We start from the raw sequence: 15,601 nt of genomic DNA on the forward strand, positions 1-15,601 counted from the left end.
CAACATCCCTCCCTTGTTACGGAACAGCAAACCACCAATACTGATTACAAATTGTTCTAAATTTATCACTACTTTTACAACTATGATACACGCTATAATTATAGATGATGAACCCAAGGCAATCCAAGGACTAACTTGGGAACTTAAACGTTTCAAGCAAGACATCGTAATATTGGATACCTTTACAAACCCAGAGGACGCAGTTGAATATCTAAAAAATCCAAAAAGTCAGATTGACTGTTTATTTTTAGACATCCAGATGCCTACAATGGATGGTTTTCAACTTCTATCAAAAATAGACACCACCAATGTTTCTGTTATTTTCACAACTGCCTATGATGAGTATGCCATAAAGGCCATAAAACAACAAGCTCTAGATTATCTTTTAAAACCAATAGATAGTGACGACCTACAAAGCACTATTGAAAAACTTAAGCAAAACAACTCCCAATACATAGAAATTCAAAAATTTGAAAAATTACTCGACAAATACAATCGAGAATCAAAAAAGAAAAGAATTACAGTTAATACAGATGGCAAACTAATTTTTTTAGAAGAGACAGATATCCTATTTGTAGAATCAGACGGAAATTACAGCACACTGCACTTGGTCAATAACCAAAAGTTAGTATTAACAAAAAAACTAAAAGAAGTAAATGCCCTGCTACCAGAAAACACCTTTTTCAGAATACACAATTCTTTCATAATCAACATTGACCAAGTAAAAGAGTTTTTAAAATCTGAAGGCTATGTAATTATGTCTTCCAACCATAAAATACCTGTTGCAAGACAGCGAAAAGTAGATTTTCTGGAAAAACTTTAACACATGCAAAACCTAAATCCCATAACGGCTAAGTTTTCTGTCTCTACATTTAATTTCTGGACCTGCTTGTCCTTGATTTTCTTTTCAACATATAACACATATTCACAAGAGAACTTTAAAGACATTGAATTTAAAAGCCTATCAAAACGAATCATCTGGGAGGGAAAAAAGAACCTTTTCTCAAATCTGGACTCAATATTTGAAAGACACGCTGAAGACACTGTTAAAATGAAATATCTTGCCGAGCATAGCAAGAAGAAAGGATTTGCAGAAGGGGAAGCTTACGCACTTGAACAATTAGGAAACCATTACAAAAATAACGGCAACTACAAAAAGGCTATAGACTTTTTTTTACAAGCCAATATAAGATCCAAACATACAAACAACAAACAACTCCGCGCCAACATATTGATGAACCTAGGGGTATGCTACCACAAATTGGACCTTATTCAAAACTCCATCGATTACTTAAAACAAGCTTTGGATATTGCAGAATCCGTTCAAAAACAACCTGAGCACCTAAAACATTTAATAGCAACCTGCCAAAATAACCTCGGAACACTTTATATAAAACTAAAACAATTTGATTTAGCCTTGGAATTGTTCAAAGAAGCTCTTGTAACTGCCCGTGAACTTAATGACAAAAATTTTCTTGCAACTTGTTACCATAACATAGGTATATATTTAGAAGAGAAAGGCCTTTACAACGAAGCTCTTAAAAACTACAAAACTTCTTTGAGCTTTAACAATGAAATAGATTGCGAGAATGGCAAATCCATATTATACAATAGCCTTGGAAGAATCCACATCCTAATGGAAGAGCCCGAAAAAGCTTTGGAGTACATTATTATAGCCCAAAGAATGTCAATTGAACTTAACAACGAACATTTAACAACAAAAACTTACATTAACCTAGGCCAAGCCTACACAAAAATCAACAAATACAGCTTAGCCAAATCTAACCTAATGCAAGGGTTGAAAATTGCTGAAAGATTAGGAAAAAAGGACCTCTTAAGCAAGTGTTACCTTAGATTATCAGAACTGTACGAACTTAACCACAATTCTCAAAAAGCACTTTCCTTTTACAAAAAACATATCGATCTTGAGAACACTATCACAAATGAAAGAGACCAACAGTACCTTACCGACCTAATCGTAAAGCATGAGAGTCAGAAAAAAAACAATCAAATAAAAGCCTTGGCCAGTGAAAACGAAATTGTAAAACTAAAGTTAGAACAAAATAAAAAAACCTTAATTCTTGGAATTTGCGGACTAATTCTTGCCGCCTGTGTTCTCCTTATTCTTTACCGACAAAGACAACTACATAGTGACAAAAAAATATTGAGGCTTGAACAAGACATGTTGAGAAATCAAATGAATCCCCATTTCATATTTAACTCCCTTAATTCAATTAAACTTTACATTATTAACAACGAAAGGGAAAATGCTGTTTACTACCTAAACAAGTTTTCAAAATTGATCAGGAAAATACTTTTATCATCAAAAGAGAAAGACATATCACTAGAAGACGAACTGGACACCATGGCATTATACATGAACATTGAAAACATTCGCTTCTCCAATGAAATAAAATACCAAGTACATATTTCTCCTGAAGTAAATCCTTCATCCATACGAGTACCATCAATGATATTACAGCCATTTTTGGAAAATGCACTATGGCATGGCTTATCATCAAAAAAAGGAATCAAAAAAATCAGTTTGAGAGTAGAAAAATTAAAACCTGAATTTGTCACTATAACCATAATAGATAACGGTGTAGGGCGAAAAGCCTCTGAAAGCATTCAAAAGCAAAAAACCTTAAACAGAAAATCAGTAGGAATTGCTATTACTCAAGAACGACTGACCAATTTCTCTAAACGCTACTCTAACATGTATCACTTAAAAATTGAAGATCTTTACAACATTGATAATTCCCCTGCAGGAACAAAGGTAGTAATCAATATACCTATAAACGCATCGGCTTTAAGGACTGCATAAAAGCTATTTGTAGTTCGCTGCCACTTTTTCAAGCTCACTATACCAATCCTCTCCAAATTTTCGGATTAAAGCCTCCTTTACGAATTTATAAATAGGTACCTGAAGCTCTTTACCCAAAGAACAGGCATCATCACAAATATTCCACTTGTTATAATTTACAGCTGAAAACTCACTGTAATCATTGACCCTAACGGGATAGAGATGACATGATACTGGTTTTTTCCAATCAATCAACCCTTCATTATATGCTTGCTCTATTGCACAAAGCGCTGTTCCTTTTTCATCAAAAATAACATATGCACATTCTGCTCCATCGACAAGTGGAGTTTCTAAATCACCATCTTTTGTTTCAATATGAGTTCCTTGCTCCTCAATAGCAGCAATCCCTTCTTTTCTTAAAAAAGGTCTTACCTTAGGATAAACCTCCTTCAATATTTTTACTTCCACATCATCTAGAGGCGCTCCAGCATCCCCTTCAACACAACAAGCCCCTTTACATGCAGACAAATTACAAACAAAGTCTTTGCTTAAAATGTCTTCCGATACTATTGTCTTACCTAATTGAAACATGCCGCAAAGATAGTCCTATTACTCTAAAAACTGATACACATTAAGACATCATAAGGAAAGTTTATTATTTTTAACAATTCAATAAAATATTTAACGACCTTTGTCAGCCAATTACTAAAAAGTTACCGTATGCATTTTAGCATTAAAGAAATTTTTACCGCATTTATGGTTTTATTTGCAGTAATAGACATTATTGGCAATATACCTATTGTTATTGACCTCAGAAAAAAAGCAGGACACATTCAAAGTGAGAAAGCCTCTATAATAGCAGGTGTTATCATGATTATTTTCTTGTTTTTGGGTCAAAATATTCTCTCTCTTATTGGAATTGGCGTTAACAGTTTTGCCGTAGCAGGCTCATTTATCTTGTTCTTTATTGCATTAGAAATGATTTTAGGGATCACCTTGTACAAAGAAGATGAAAGCTCGGCTATTACTGCCAGCGTGTTCCCTCTGGCATTTCCACTAATCGCAGGACCTGGAAGCTTAACCACTTTATTATCATTACGAGCAGAATATCAAATAGAAAACATTATAGTAGCTGTTATATTTAACGTTGTTATCATCTATATTGTTTTAAAAACATCCGCAAAAATTGAACGTCTTATTGGGCCAAACGGGATAAATATTATCCGTAAGATATTTGGCGTAATCTTATTAGCTATTGCAGTTAAACTATTTGCCCACAACATAAAGGCATTATTTGTTTAAAGATGAAGATATTTACACACATACTTACCGCTATTGCTATTGGACTTATTATTTTCAATGCAACAAAACTGGATTTCAACGCACTATTGGAAGGCGACAGCATAGTAGCCCTAATAACGATTATAGCTGCTCTTTGCGCCATTATTTTACTTCAGATACTTCGCATTTCTAAAAAAATTGAAAGCCACCACAAAAAAAAGTAACTTATGTTCGATGCATTGATAATTGGAGGTGGAGCGGCAGGCCTATCTTGCGCTTTGGTTTTAGGCTCAGCTGAGGGTCGCCCCTATACCGAAAACAAAAAAACAGGCATTTTTACAAACCAAAAAAGTTCTCACTTGCAAAGTGCTTTACTTAACAATGCACTCGGTATTGCTCCTGGAACTTTAGGAGCAACAATCTTATCGGAAGGCAAAAAACAATTATCTCAACTTTATCCGCATATTGATCAACTAGATAATGAAAAAGTCAAAGCTATTGAACCTTTTAATGGTGGACATAAAGTTATCACCAATAAAAATTCATATGAAAGCAAAATTGTTGTTGTTGCTGTAGGCTATACTAATCTAATCTCAATTAAAGGCTTAGAACCCTATATTGAACCTCACCCAAAAGACAATATCGAAAAAGAAAGAATATGGTTAAAGAACCGAGACCATTTGGTTACTGAAGGATTGTATGTTGCAGGAACTCTTGCCGGATGGCGAAGCCAATTTGCAATCGCAGCTGGGAGTGGTGCTCAGGTAGCAACCGATATCCTTACGCTCTGGAACAATGGTAAACACACCAAAGTTCACGATAAAGCAAAGTCATAGTTATATAAGAAGTGAGCAGGCTAAAACGGGATTATTTTGAATCGAATCTCCCCTTTCTAGAATTTATTTAACTGTAAAACCTCATCAACCATACTATCACTTTGGTTTAAAACCTCTTCAAAAGCACCATCACCAAAAAGTTGATCGGCTAAAGTAGCCTTTATATATTGTTTTACAGCATCGTTGTATGCTACAAAAGTAAGATTGACTTCCATACGACGATTTAAATAATCCTGAAAGGTAACAACCATATCATCAGTAACCTTGAAATTATCAATAAAGTTACTTCGAGTATAACTGGCATAAGCTTCACGATCTTTTTCAAGCTGCTCAAACACAAAATAACTCATAAATCCACGACGCTGTAAAAAACTAAGGGTTTCATTTTGCATACTGGTATCTAATGGCACAAATACATCTGGAATAATACCTCCACCTCCATAAACCACCTTCCCTTTAGGAGTAGTAAACTTGAGCGAATCTGCTACTTGAATGTTATCCGGATCAATCAATTCGCCACTATCCAGCCTTTCCTGTAAATCATCAAAATAATCTTTGTTATGGCCATTTTCGTAGTAACGCTGAATTGAACGCCCTGTAGGCGTATAATAACGAGATACAGTTAAGCGTACTGCACTTCCGTCCCCAAGATCCATTTCACGTTGCACCAATCCTTTTCCATAAGACCTGCGCCCTACAATAACACCCTTATCATTATCCTGAAGCGCACCGGCAATCACTTCACTGGCAGATGCCGAATTTTCGTTTATTAAAACGTACACCTGTCCATTTTCGAAATCTCCCTTTTTTGTAGCAAACGTCTTCTCTACCTGACCTCTCTTGTTCTTAGTAAATAAGATTAATTTATCGTCTTCTAAAAATTCATCGACTATTTGCTCAGCAACTCCTAAAAAACCTCCAGGATTATCCCTTAAATCCATTACAAGGGCTTTCATTTTTTCCTTTTTCAGTTTTTTTAGGGCCTTTTTAAATTCCTTAAAGGTAGATTCTGCAAACCTATTAATCTTGATATAACCCAAAGTATCATTAATCATATAGGCCGCATCTACACTCTTTATCGGAACGTGATCTCTCTTTATTGTAAAATCCAAAAGTTTAGCCTCTCCTTTTCGGAATACTTTTAAATTAACTTTAGAATCAATTGGCCCCTTTAAAGCATCAACTATCTCCTTATTGGTAAGATCTTTTCCATAAATGGTATCCCCATCTGCCATAATTATTCGATCACCACCCTTTATGCCTGCCTTATCACTTGGCCCGTCCTTAATAGGCCTAATTACAGTAATAGTATCTCTGTAGGTGTAAAAACTAACCCCAATTCCAACAAAATCTCCCTTCATATTTTCAGCAACTCGTTGCATATCCTCTTTGGGAATATATACTGAATGGGGATCAAGATTATCCAATATGCCGTTAACAGTTACGTCAACAATACTATCAGTATTTACATCGTCTACATATTCGAATTCAATGTAATCTATAAGTCTATTAAGTTTATCTTTCTTGCTATTAGTTGTAAAAAGTCTATCGGGAGCATCTTGAAAATTAAGCTTACCACCAATAAAAATACCAGCTGCAATAGCAGCTCCCACTATTAAAGGCAAGTATTTTTTTTGGATACGCATCAGTTTTTGAGATCTTCTATTAAAGTTAATTCAATTCCTGCCTTTTTCAAAAATTGAAGACCAGAATCGTCTTTATAAGGCTGACTGTAAACTACTCTAACAATACCGGCTTGATGAATTAATTTACTACACTCTTTACAAGGAGAGAGGGTAATGTATAATGTTGCACCAACACAGGATTGGGTCGATGCAGCGACTTTCAAAATAGCATTCGCTTCGGCATGAAGCACATACCATTTTGTATAACCTTCATCATCTTCACAGTAATTTTCAAACCCTGTAGGAGTACCATTATAACCATCAGAAATAATCATTCTGTCCTTAACAATAATTGCCCCTACCTGCTTTCGTTCACAATATGATAACTTTCCCCATTCTCGGGCAATCCTCAAATACGCCCTATCGTATTTAAGCTGTTTATGTTCAGTCATAGGCATTTAAATAGTACAACGAAGATACTTGGTTAGTATTTTAATTACAACCAAGCTCTTAAAGTTTATGAAAAATTTAGACTATAACGCTGAAATTAAGCTAAAAAATCGCTGTGAAGAATCATAGGGATTACCAACCCCACAACAACAGCAGATATAACCATAACCCAATCGCGTTTTGAAAACCTAAAAACAGTTTGCATTAAAAATCCTAAAAAGAGTACAACAAAAACGATGATTACCTGTGCAAGTTCAATTCCTAATGCAAACTCGGCAAGTGTAAGAAATTTATTCTCGGATTTCCCTACCAATATTTTAAATTCCCTAGCAAAACCCAATCCATGAACCAAACCAAAGAAAAGAGTTGAGAAAAATAGCACACCAACTTTCTCATTTTGAGAATTTTTCCCTGCAGTAAACACATTGAACAGCGCCACAACAAATATGGTAACAGGGATTAAAAACTCCACCAACTGACCATTTACCCTTACGATGTCGTAAGCCGCCAAAATAAGGGAAACAGTATGCCCAATTGTAAACAAAGTCACTAAGAACAAAACACGCTTCCAGTTTCGAAATAAATAAGGTACCGTTAATGCAATTAAAAATAATACATGGTCGTAGGCATTGACATCTAACACATGGTTAATACCATACTGTACATTAAACCAGAAGTTTTCCATTAAAGTGATTTTAAGGCATTAGAAAAAGTCTACAAATTATGATGAAACATCGTCATACAGCTTTTGCAACTGAGTCAACATTTCCTTGGTTATTCCATCTAAATCGTAAGTATGCTTCCACCCCCAATCTTCACGAGCACAAGTATCATCTATACTCTGAGGCCAACTTTCAGCAATTTTCTGACGAAAATCAGGCTTAAAACTTATATTAAAATCTTCCATATGTTTTTTAATGGACTCTTCTACTTCTTCTGGAGTGAAACTTATAGCCGCTAAGTTATATGACGAACGTACTTTTACATCTACTTCAACTGCCGTCATCAATTTGATGGTAGCCTCAATGGCATCGTCCATAAACATCATAGGCAAAGCCGTACCTTTATCAAGGAAACACTCATAATGTCCATCAGTCAGTGCTTTGTGGTAAATATCGATAGCGTAATCTGTTGTTCCTCCACCTGGTTGTGTTTTCCAGCTAATGATTCCTGGGTAACGAATACTTCTAACATCTACGCCATAGTTGTTATAATAGTATTCACACCAGCGCTCACCAACTTGCTTGGTAATTCCATATACTGTAGTGGGTTCCATAACTGTACGTTGTGGTGTATTTTGTTTTGGAGTAGTTGGCCCAAAAACAGCAATACTTGATGGCCAGAAAACCTTATCGATAACCTTAGCCTTAGCAAGATTTAACACGTGGAATAATGAGCTCATGTTCAAATCCCAAGCTTTCATAGGATATTTTTCTCCTGTGGCACTCAACATAGCAGCCATAAGGTAAACAGTATTAATACCGTGTTTTTCCACACAAACTTTCACAGCTGTATAATCCTGAGCATCTACTATTTCAAATGGTCCTGAATTTACAACATCCAAATTACCATAATTAATATCTGCTGCTACAACATTATCAGTTCCGTGAATCCCTCTTAGCTTCTGGGTTAGCTCTGAGCCTATTTGCCCACATGCTCCTATAATTAAAATCTTGGGTGCCATTTACATCAAATTTTAAAGTTGTCAAAAATAACAAGATTTATTGATGAAATAACCATTTAACACAAAAAACCTAAGGCAATTGATAATAGGAAATTCCGCTAAAGGGATATATTTGTAACCAAACTAAAAATCAATATGAAACGATTTCTTTTTCTTGGACTCTTCTCTACCGTTTTATTGTTTTCCTGTAAAGATGAAACTAATCAAAGCCAAATAGATATCGAACAAAATATCGTAACCGTATCGATTACAGCTAAGGATATTGATAGCATAAGCTACAATGAGTATATATTAGATGCACCTACCCTAATAACTTTGAAAGGATGGGACAGATATTTTGAACTCAAAACCAATATCGACCAACTTAAAACCGGCGATGTTTCTTTTTTTTACGATAATTCAGATGCCATCAAAACTCTAATTGAGGGACTAAAATCTGGATTACCAAAACAAGGGGATACTCCAGCAGTACGAGCAAGACTTACCGCTCTAGAAAATATGATACTTAAACTCGAGAGCAGCATTAATCAACATAACAGTACCAAAATAGAACGCATAAACAACATTAAGGAAGTGCTAGTTGCATTTTCTAATCTAAACCTACAAATCAATAAAAAGTTTGAAAAAGAATCTCAAAACATTCAAAAACCACAATAAAACGGTTTTAACAGTTATTTTTATTTGTTTTACTACTTTTTTTCAAGGGTGCAAATCCTCTTCAACTGCTTATGATGAGTCGGTTTCCGATAACATCATCAAAGAACTAACCAACACACTTTTGGACAATTGGCATAAGGCTGCTGCAAATGCGAGTTTTGAATCTTATTTTTCGCTAATGGACCAAAACGCCATTTTTATTGGAACTGATGCAGCTGAACATTGGACAAAAGAGGAATTCAAAACTTATTCTAAACCGTATTTTGATAAAGGAAAGGCTTGGAGCTTTACTACTATTGATCGTCATATTTTTATAAGTAAAGACAAAAAAATTGTTTGGTTTGACGAGCTGTTAAACACACAAATGGGTATTTGCAGAGGCTCCGGAGTACTAACTCTAGGAAATGATACATGGAAAATAACCCACTATACCTTATCTATGACTATTCCAAACAAATTGGTTGAAGATGTCGTTTCACTCAAAAAAGAAAAAGACACTATTTTGCTAAAACAAATTTTATCTGATTAGTGAATAATTCACAATGAAAGATTAAGTGCTTTGAAAATCAAACTCGAAGCGCTTTTTTATTAATTTTTTGTTAAGATGTAACATATTCCCAACTCGAGCATCGAATAAATATTAATTTGTGTGATTAAAACAAAATAACTCATGAAAACCGATTTTAAAAAGCACGTCGTTTTAGGCTCCATAGCCCTTTTAAGCTTGGCAGCATGTAAAAAGGACGTAAAAAAAGAAGAGATTGCAGAAGTAAAACCCGCTCCCGGTCTTGTTCTTGAAAACATGGATACATTAGTAAATCCTAAAGACAACTTTTATAATTATGTAAATGGAAGTTGGATGAAAACAGCTACCATTCCTAGTGATAGATCACGCTGGGGAAGCTTTGATGAGCTGCGTCAAAAAACCGATGAAGATGCTCTTTCTATTCTTCAAGCAGCAATGTCTGAAGACAAGGACCTAAACCACATCAAGGTTATGGCCGGCTCTGATCAAGAAAAAGCCGTTTTCCTTTTCGAAACCATTATGGATACTTCTTCGAGAAACGAGCAAGGTATAAAACCTCTTTTACCTTATCTTGAAAAAATTAACAGCATAAACAATATAAAAGATCTTGAAGCCTTCTTAATTGAAATGGAACCAAAAGGAGGCGCTGGATTTTTCGGGTTTGGCGTAGGTGCCGACCTTAAAAACAGTAACATTAACGCAGGATACATAGGAACAGGTTCTTTGGGACTTCCTGACAGGGACTATTATGTAAAGGATGATGAAGATTCTAAAAAAGTCCGTGAAAAGTATGTCAACCATGTTGCGAGAATGCTTCAGTTCTTAGGCGACTCTGAAGCTGATGCAATAAGTCAAGCGGAACAAATTTTAGCCTTCGAAACCAAAATGGCTGAGCCTAGAATGGACAAAGTAGAGCGTAGAGATGCTCGTAAACGATACAATCCTAAATCTATCGGAGAGCTAGAAAGCATGGTTCCTGCTATCAACTGGAAAGAGTACTTTAATGGTATTGGTGCCAAGGATATCGACACTGTAATTGTTTCCGACCTTAACTATATGAAAGCATTACAAGGTATTCTAGCTGAAAACAACCCATCTGACTGGAAAGCATATCTACGTTGGACAGCTTTAAACACTTCTGCAGGAATGCTAAGCGACGAACTTGAGCGTGCAAACTGGGAATTTTACAGCAAAGAATTACGCGGTACTAAAGAACAACGCCCGAGAGACGAAAGAGCGCTTCAAACCCTTAACTGGACCATTGGTGAAGCTTTAGGAAAACTTTATGTGGATGAAAAATTCCCTCCAGAAGCAAAAGCAAAAGCTGAAAGAATGATTCGCAATGTAATCTCAGCTTTCGAAAACCGTATAAGTCAACTAGAATGGATGAGTCCTGAAACCAAGAAAAAGGCAATTGAAAAACTTCAAGCTACTCAAATAAAAATTGCATATCCGGACAAATGGAAGGATTATTCAGAGTTAGAAATAAAAAGTCCAGCTGAAGGCGGAACATATCTTCAAAACATGGTGAACGCTAGCGAGTGGAACTTTAAAGAGGATATGGCCAAACTTGGAAACCCTGTAGACAAAACAGAGTGGGGAATGGCACCACAAGTAGTAAATGCTTACTTTAATCCTGTATTTAACGAAATTGTATTCCCTGCGGCAATTTTACAACCTCCTTTCTACAATTACCAAGCAGATGACGCTGTAAATTACGGCGGTATTGGAGCTGTTATTGGGCATGAAATCTCTCATAGCTTTGATGATTCTGGCGCTCGTTTTGACAAAGATGGAAATCTTAATAATTGGTGGACAGATGAGGATTTAAAACAATTTGAGGAATTGGGCGCTAAATTGGCCTCTCAATTTGACGATTTGGAAGCCTTACCAGAAGTTCACGTAAACGGGAAATTTACTCTTGGTGAAAATATCGGTGATCTTGGCGGTTTAAATGCTGCTTATGATGCTCTTCAAATGGACTTTAAAGATAATGGAAGACCAGAAAACATCGACGGATTTACACCAGAACAGCGTTTCTTTATGAGTTGGGCTACAGTTTGGAGAACATTGAGCACAGACGAAGCTCTTAAAAACCAAATAAAAACAGACCCACACTCTCCAGGAGTTTTTAGAGCGATGCAACCTTTAAGAAACATCGATGCGTTTTATAATGCATTTGATATTACTGAAGAAGACGAAATGTATCTTGCACCAGAAGATCGCGTAAAAATCTGGTAGAAAAACCTTATTTGAATTAGTATTAAAATGAAAGGCAGCGTTTAAGCTGCCTTTTTTATTCTATTGTAATTCCTTTTTTCACAATTACTGCATCATTAAGAACAAAAGGCTTTGGAATCATTGATGGCTCTCGTTTAGAAACCGAAAACATTGGATTACTCAACAAATCAAAAGAAGCTTCATAAAACAAGAACTTTGTTTGTTGTTTATTTGGTACGGTAACATTCAACTTAAGCGTGTCTCCATCAGAAACAAAATAACTCAATATTCTTTCATTGCTTTCAAATAACCTCCCATTACCTTCTCCCAATTCCCTCTTTACGCCATTCGCTTCAATATCATAAACTCGTTGTTTTAATCCCGATAATAGCTCTATTCTGTTCACAGGCCTATTTGGAACCAACAATATACTTAAACGTCTATTCCCCTTTATTAGAGTATCTTTTTCTATCAAAATGGTTGGCTCTGCTATTGGCTTTATCTCTGCAGGATTGGTATGGGTAAATCCTGTTCCATACTTACTTCCAAATGCAATTGATGACAGCTCCCCTGCTTCTTCCGGACTATCGCCTAATTTAGCTTTGGTCCAAGAATCTAACTGCCCATCATAAGATGCCCAAAGTGCTGAGTTGTTATCAGCATTCAACAGATAAACCAGACTATTCGGTTTAGGTTGCTCCTCATTAAACCCTGAATTGACCTGTGCTATTATTAAGTATAAAAAACAAAGTCCCATAAAGAAATGTCCTAACAAGTTCTTTCGGATGTAGAAACCAAAAACAGCTATCATCAGTCCAAAAATAAGAACCGTAAAAACCGCTGATAGCAACAAGGCTTTTAATCCGAGACCTACGGGAAACATTTTCACAAATGGTGCCATGATAAAAATTAAAGGCACATTTAATAAAACCACTAAAAAGATGTTAGGCTCCTTTTGACGAATCAAAACAAACAATGTCACTAAACTGAAAAATACCGGAACAATAAAAAAACTAGCTCCTTTTAAAGTAAATGCTACTAAAGTGCTTAAAAGCAACCAAAAGAACAACGGCACAACTAATAACCCAACAGTATTTCTGGGTCTAAAAACTTTGTGATAGGAATAAAAACAAATGGATAAACTCAAACAAATTATGGCAGCAATATAACTATGGCCATTATAGGTAAACCCTTGGAGGATCTCGCCATAGCTTGGATAAACAAACGTCAAAGTTCCCCAAAAAACAAACCCTATTAGACCTGACAATAAAAACGACATAAAAAAGCCCTTAGCGCCTTGAAGGATTTCAGCTCCTGTAAAACGACGATGATGAATTCCATAAAACACCAAAAAAACAAAGACGATATATGCCAATAATAACAATGGTACAACCCAAGAAAAAGGATATGTCACCATTCCCCATAGTGGAACATTAAAATAAACATCATCCGATTGGGATTTCAGCATTGTCAAGTCTGCCTCGGAAAAATAATGCAATAACGGCATTAAATAAGAGCCTTGATGCTCCAACGAGTTCCTGTCTAGCCTTGTATAATTATCCAGAACCGTATGATAATCATAATGGTCATCTATAAACGCGAAATTAAACCCATCTATGTCCCCATCTGTTCTAAAAACAGTCAAGTCGGTATCGTTCGGAAGCATTTTATAAATACTATATGCTAATGAATTTGCCACAGGGAAATCTGGATTAGCCTCTACAAAGGCTTGCATTAACTTTTCATTCCCTTGATTGGTTTCAATTAACATATAACTCGGACCACCGCTGCCTCGAGCCTCAAAATTCAGCACCAAACCAACATTTTTTGCCCAAGGATGCTTATTTACAAAAATATCTGCTCCATTTAAACCCAGCTCTTCACTATCAGTAAAAAGAATAACAATATCGTTTTTCGGTGTTCGACCTTCACTTAAATAAGCCCTGATCCCTTCTAAAATAGTTACAACTCCCGAACCTGCATCACTAGCACCCAACGAAGAATGCGGATTACTATCGTAGTGGGACATTAGCAACAAGCCTTTTTCGGTATCATCCCTACCGGGTATGCGAGTGATAACATTTTTTGGTTTCGACAAATTACCATCTTTACTCATGGAAAACCCTTCCTGAACTTGCACTTCCAAACCTAATTTGGTCAACTCATCAACTATATAGCTTCTGACATATTCATGGTTTCGACTCCCTACAAAGTGTGGTTTTTCTGAAATAGGTTTAAGAATTGCCAGTGCTCTTTGGGTAGAAAAAGTCTCTTCCGTTTGAGATTTCGAAACAGCATATTGAGGCATTAAAAAGTAAAAGCTAGCATAAACTGCAAGAGCAATTAAGATAAAAGCTACGGCTTTTCTGAGCATAAGCTAGGGTTGTTAAAAGGTTGGTTAGTATAAAAATAGCAAATTATTGCGGGAAAACTATTTTTAGGTTAAACCAATAAAAATCTGTAACTTTAGTAGGACCACCTAAAAACCGAATTACCATGGGAATTAAGAGCTTTCAAGGCCCCAGAAATCCAAAAGAAAAACACATTGATGATACTCCCTTTAAAGTAAAGGACTATATGAGTACAACACTTACTACGTTTTCCCCCAATCAATCCATTGAAGAGGTAATAGAGATTCTAATACACAAAAGAATTTCTGGTGGACCAGTAGTAAACGACAAAAACGAACTTGTAGGTATTATTTCTGAAGGCGACTGTATTAAACAGATTTCTGAAAGTCGATATTACAATATGCCTATGGGACACAGTCCTATTGAAAAACATATGATTAAAGAGGTGCAGACTATTGATGGCAATATGAACATTTTTGATGCCGCAAAACAGTTTTTGGAAGCCAGAAGACGACGATTTCCGATAGTTGAGAATGGAAAACTAATTGGATTAATTAGTCAGAAAGACATTCTTAAAGCAGCTATGAAGCTTAAGGGAGAACAGTGGAGCAAGTAATTCTAAAAGGATTTTAAAACACCTAAAGCAATTGCCAATGAGTCATAGGCATTAAATCGAAAATCATAGCCAATTGAAGCAGCAAACTCAAACTCATTTGGGAGTTCCAAACTATATTCTACTTCCGCACGCAATAGAAAAAGATCTTCTTCTTTGGCAAATTCTCCTCCTGCTCCCAACATATAGGTAAAATGCTCTCTTGGCTTATAACCAACCATTATCGCAGGCGCTATTGGTCTTTCACGTTCCAATATTTTTTCTTCTCCAGAACCCAAATGTTCTTCAACCTCAAAGGTTTCGTTGACAAAATCGGTATGTAACCCCAAACTCCAACTTTCAGTAACCCTATAATTGTAGTTTATACTGAACATAGGTAGGGCGTCCCACTTTTTCCCATCTGGCTTTACTCCATTGCTTATGTGAACATGACCGATCATAACACCAATTTGATGCCTGTTCATTTCTTCCTCCGTTTCTACCTCTTTCTCTTCCATTTCTTCCTGAGCAAATACGTAATTCATGCTGCAAAAAAAGCTTAAAACAACAAGAATT

At 35.9% G+C, this 15,601-nt stretch carries 16 protein-coding genes; 9 read left to right on the top strand and 7 right to left on the bottom strand.

Going from position 1 to position 15,601, the window contains the following annotated elements; translation table 11 throughout:
* The first annotated feature begins 82 nt into the window (after positions 1 to 82).
* Entirely contained in the window at positions 83 to 823 is a 741-nt protein-coding gene (locus PWU04_RS04995; protein WP_274474741.1) for a LytR/AlgR family response regulator transcription factor, read from the top strand.
* Positions 824 to 826: 3 nt separating this feature from the next.
* The gene (locus PWU04_RS05000; RefSeq protein ID WP_274474742.1) at positions 827 to 2,824 is read left to right on the top strand and encodes a tetratricopeptide repeat-containing sensor histidine kinase; all 1,998 of its coding nucleotides are present in this window, start codon (positions 827 to 829) and stop codon (positions 2,822 to 2,824) included.
* 3 nt (positions 2,825 to 2,827) lie between these two features.
* Here the strand turns inward: PWU04_RS05000 and PWU04_RS05005 are convergent, their stop codons facing one another.
* Positions 2,828 to 3,394: a DUF3109 family protein gene (locus tag PWU04_RS05005; RefSeq protein ID WP_274474743.1), complete on the bottom strand. Its 567-nt coding sequence runs from the start codon at positions 3,392 to 3,394 to the stop codon at positions 2,828 to 2,830.
* Positions 3,395 to 3,523: 129 nt separating this feature from the next.
* Between PWU04_RS05005 and PWU04_RS05010 the strand changes: the two genes are divergently transcribed.
* Genes PWU04_RS05010 through PWU04_RS05020 form a run of 3 tightly spaced genes read left to right on the top strand, consistent with a single transcriptional unit; the run spans position 3,524 to position 4,920 of the window.
* Entirely contained in the window at positions 3,524 to 4,105 is a 582-nt protein-coding gene (locus PWU04_RS05010) for a MarC family protein (protein ID WP_274474744.1), read from the top strand.
* Between the two features lie 2 nt (positions 4,106 to 4,107).
* A complete protein-coding gene (locus tag PWU04_RS05015) occupies positions 4,108 to 4,308 on the top strand; it encodes a hypothetical protein (protein ID WP_274474745.1) in 201 nt (66 codons plus the stop codon).
* Positions 4,309 to 4,311: 3 nt separating this feature from the next.
* Entirely contained in the window at positions 4,312 to 4,920 is a 609-nt protein-coding gene (locus PWU04_RS05020) for an FAD-dependent oxidoreductase (protein ID WP_274474746.1), read from the top strand.
* Between the two features lie 56 nt (positions 4,921 to 4,976).
* Here PWU04_RS05020 and PWU04_RS05025 read toward each other — a convergent pair whose 3' ends face one another.
* The 4 genes from PWU04_RS05025 to PWU04_RS05040 all read right to left on the bottom strand — a co-directional run bounded on the left by PWU04_RS05025 (position 4,977) and on the right by PWU04_RS05040 (position 8,679).
* Positions 4,977 to 6,566 (bottom strand): S41 family peptidase, encoded by a 1,590-nt coding sequence (locus PWU04_RS05025; RefSeq protein ID WP_274474747.1) that lies wholly within the window; start codon positions 6,564 to 6,566, stop codon positions 4,977 to 4,979.
* Positions 6,566 to 6,997, bottom strand: a complete 432-nt coding sequence (locus tag PWU04_RS05030) for a deoxycytidylate deaminase (protein ID WP_274474748.1) — start codon at positions 6,995 to 6,997, stop codon at positions 6,566 to 6,568. Before PWU04_RS05030 ends, PWU04_RS05025 begins: the two co-directional genes overlap by 1 nt.
* A gap of 95 nt (positions 6,998 to 7,092) precedes the next feature.
* On the bottom strand, positions 7,093 to 7,680 hold the full coding sequence (locus tag PWU04_RS05035; RefSeq protein ID WP_274474750.1) for a HupE/UreJ family protein: 588 nt from the start codon (positions 7,678 to 7,680) through the stop codon (positions 7,093 to 7,095).
* A gap of 36 nt (positions 7,681 to 7,716) precedes the next feature.
* Positions 7,717 to 8,679, bottom strand: a complete 963-nt coding sequence (locus PWU04_RS05040) for an NAD-dependent epimerase/dehydratase family protein (RefSeq protein WP_274474752.1) — start codon at positions 8,677 to 8,679, stop codon at positions 7,717 to 7,719.
* A gap of 135 nt (positions 8,680 to 8,814) precedes the next feature.
* Here PWU04_RS05040 and PWU04_RS05045 point away from each other — a divergent pair, with 135 nt between their 5' ends.
* The 3 genes from PWU04_RS05045 to PWU04_RS05055 all read left to right on the top strand — a co-directional run bounded on the left by PWU04_RS05045 (position 8,815) and on the right by PWU04_RS05055 (position 12,103).
* Positions 8,815 to 9,336 carry a hypothetical protein gene (locus tag PWU04_RS05045; RefSeq protein WP_274474753.1) on the top strand — a complete coding sequence of 174 codons (522 nt, stop codon included), beginning with the start codon at positions 8,815 to 8,817 and terminating at the stop codon, positions 9,334 to 9,336.
* The gene (locus tag PWU04_RS05050) at positions 9,299 to 9,865 is read left to right on the top strand and encodes a nuclear transport factor 2 family protein (protein ID WP_274474754.1); all 567 of its coding nucleotides are present in this window, start codon (positions 9,299 to 9,301) and stop codon (positions 9,863 to 9,865) included. The genes PWU04_RS05045 and PWU04_RS05050 overlap by 38 nt, the downstream gene beginning before the upstream one ends.
* Positions 9,866 to 10,006: 141 nt before the next feature.
* Positions 10,007 to 12,103, top strand: a complete 2,097-nt coding sequence (locus PWU04_RS05055) for a M13 family metallopeptidase (RefSeq protein WP_274474755.1) — start codon at positions 10,007 to 10,009, stop codon at positions 12,101 to 12,103.
* Between the two features lie 55 nt (positions 12,104 to 12,158).
* On the opposite strand, the gene PWU04_RS05060 is transcribed toward PWU04_RS05055, so the two are convergent.
* Positions 12,159 to 14,456: a M28 family peptidase gene (locus PWU04_RS05060; protein ID WP_274474757.1), complete on the bottom strand. Its 2,298-nt coding sequence runs from the start codon at positions 14,454 to 14,456 to the stop codon at positions 12,159 to 12,161.
* A gap of 122 nt (positions 14,457 to 14,578) precedes the next feature.
* On the opposite strand from PWU04_RS05060, the gene PWU04_RS05065 reads away from it, so the two are divergent.
* Positions 14,579 to 15,049, top strand: coding sequence for a CBS domain-containing protein (locus PWU04_RS05065; RefSeq protein WP_274474758.1), 471 nt, complete (start codon positions 14,579 to 14,581; stop codon positions 15,047 to 15,049).
* Positions 15,050 to 15,051: 2 nt separating this feature from the next.
* Here PWU04_RS05065 and PWU04_RS05070 read toward each other — a convergent pair whose 3' ends face one another.
* A complete protein-coding gene (locus PWU04_RS05070) occupies positions 15,052 to 15,570 on the bottom strand; it encodes a hypothetical protein (RefSeq protein ID WP_274474760.1) in 519 nt (172 codons plus the stop codon).
* Between the last annotated feature and the right edge of the window lie 31 nt (positions 15,571 to 15,601).

Source organism: Mangrovimonas aestuarii, assembly GCF_028767185.1.
GTDB classification, from domain to species: domain Bacteria; phylum Bacteroidota; class Bacteroidia; order Flavobacteriales; family Flavobacteriaceae; genus Mangrovimonas_B; species Mangrovimonas_B aestuarii.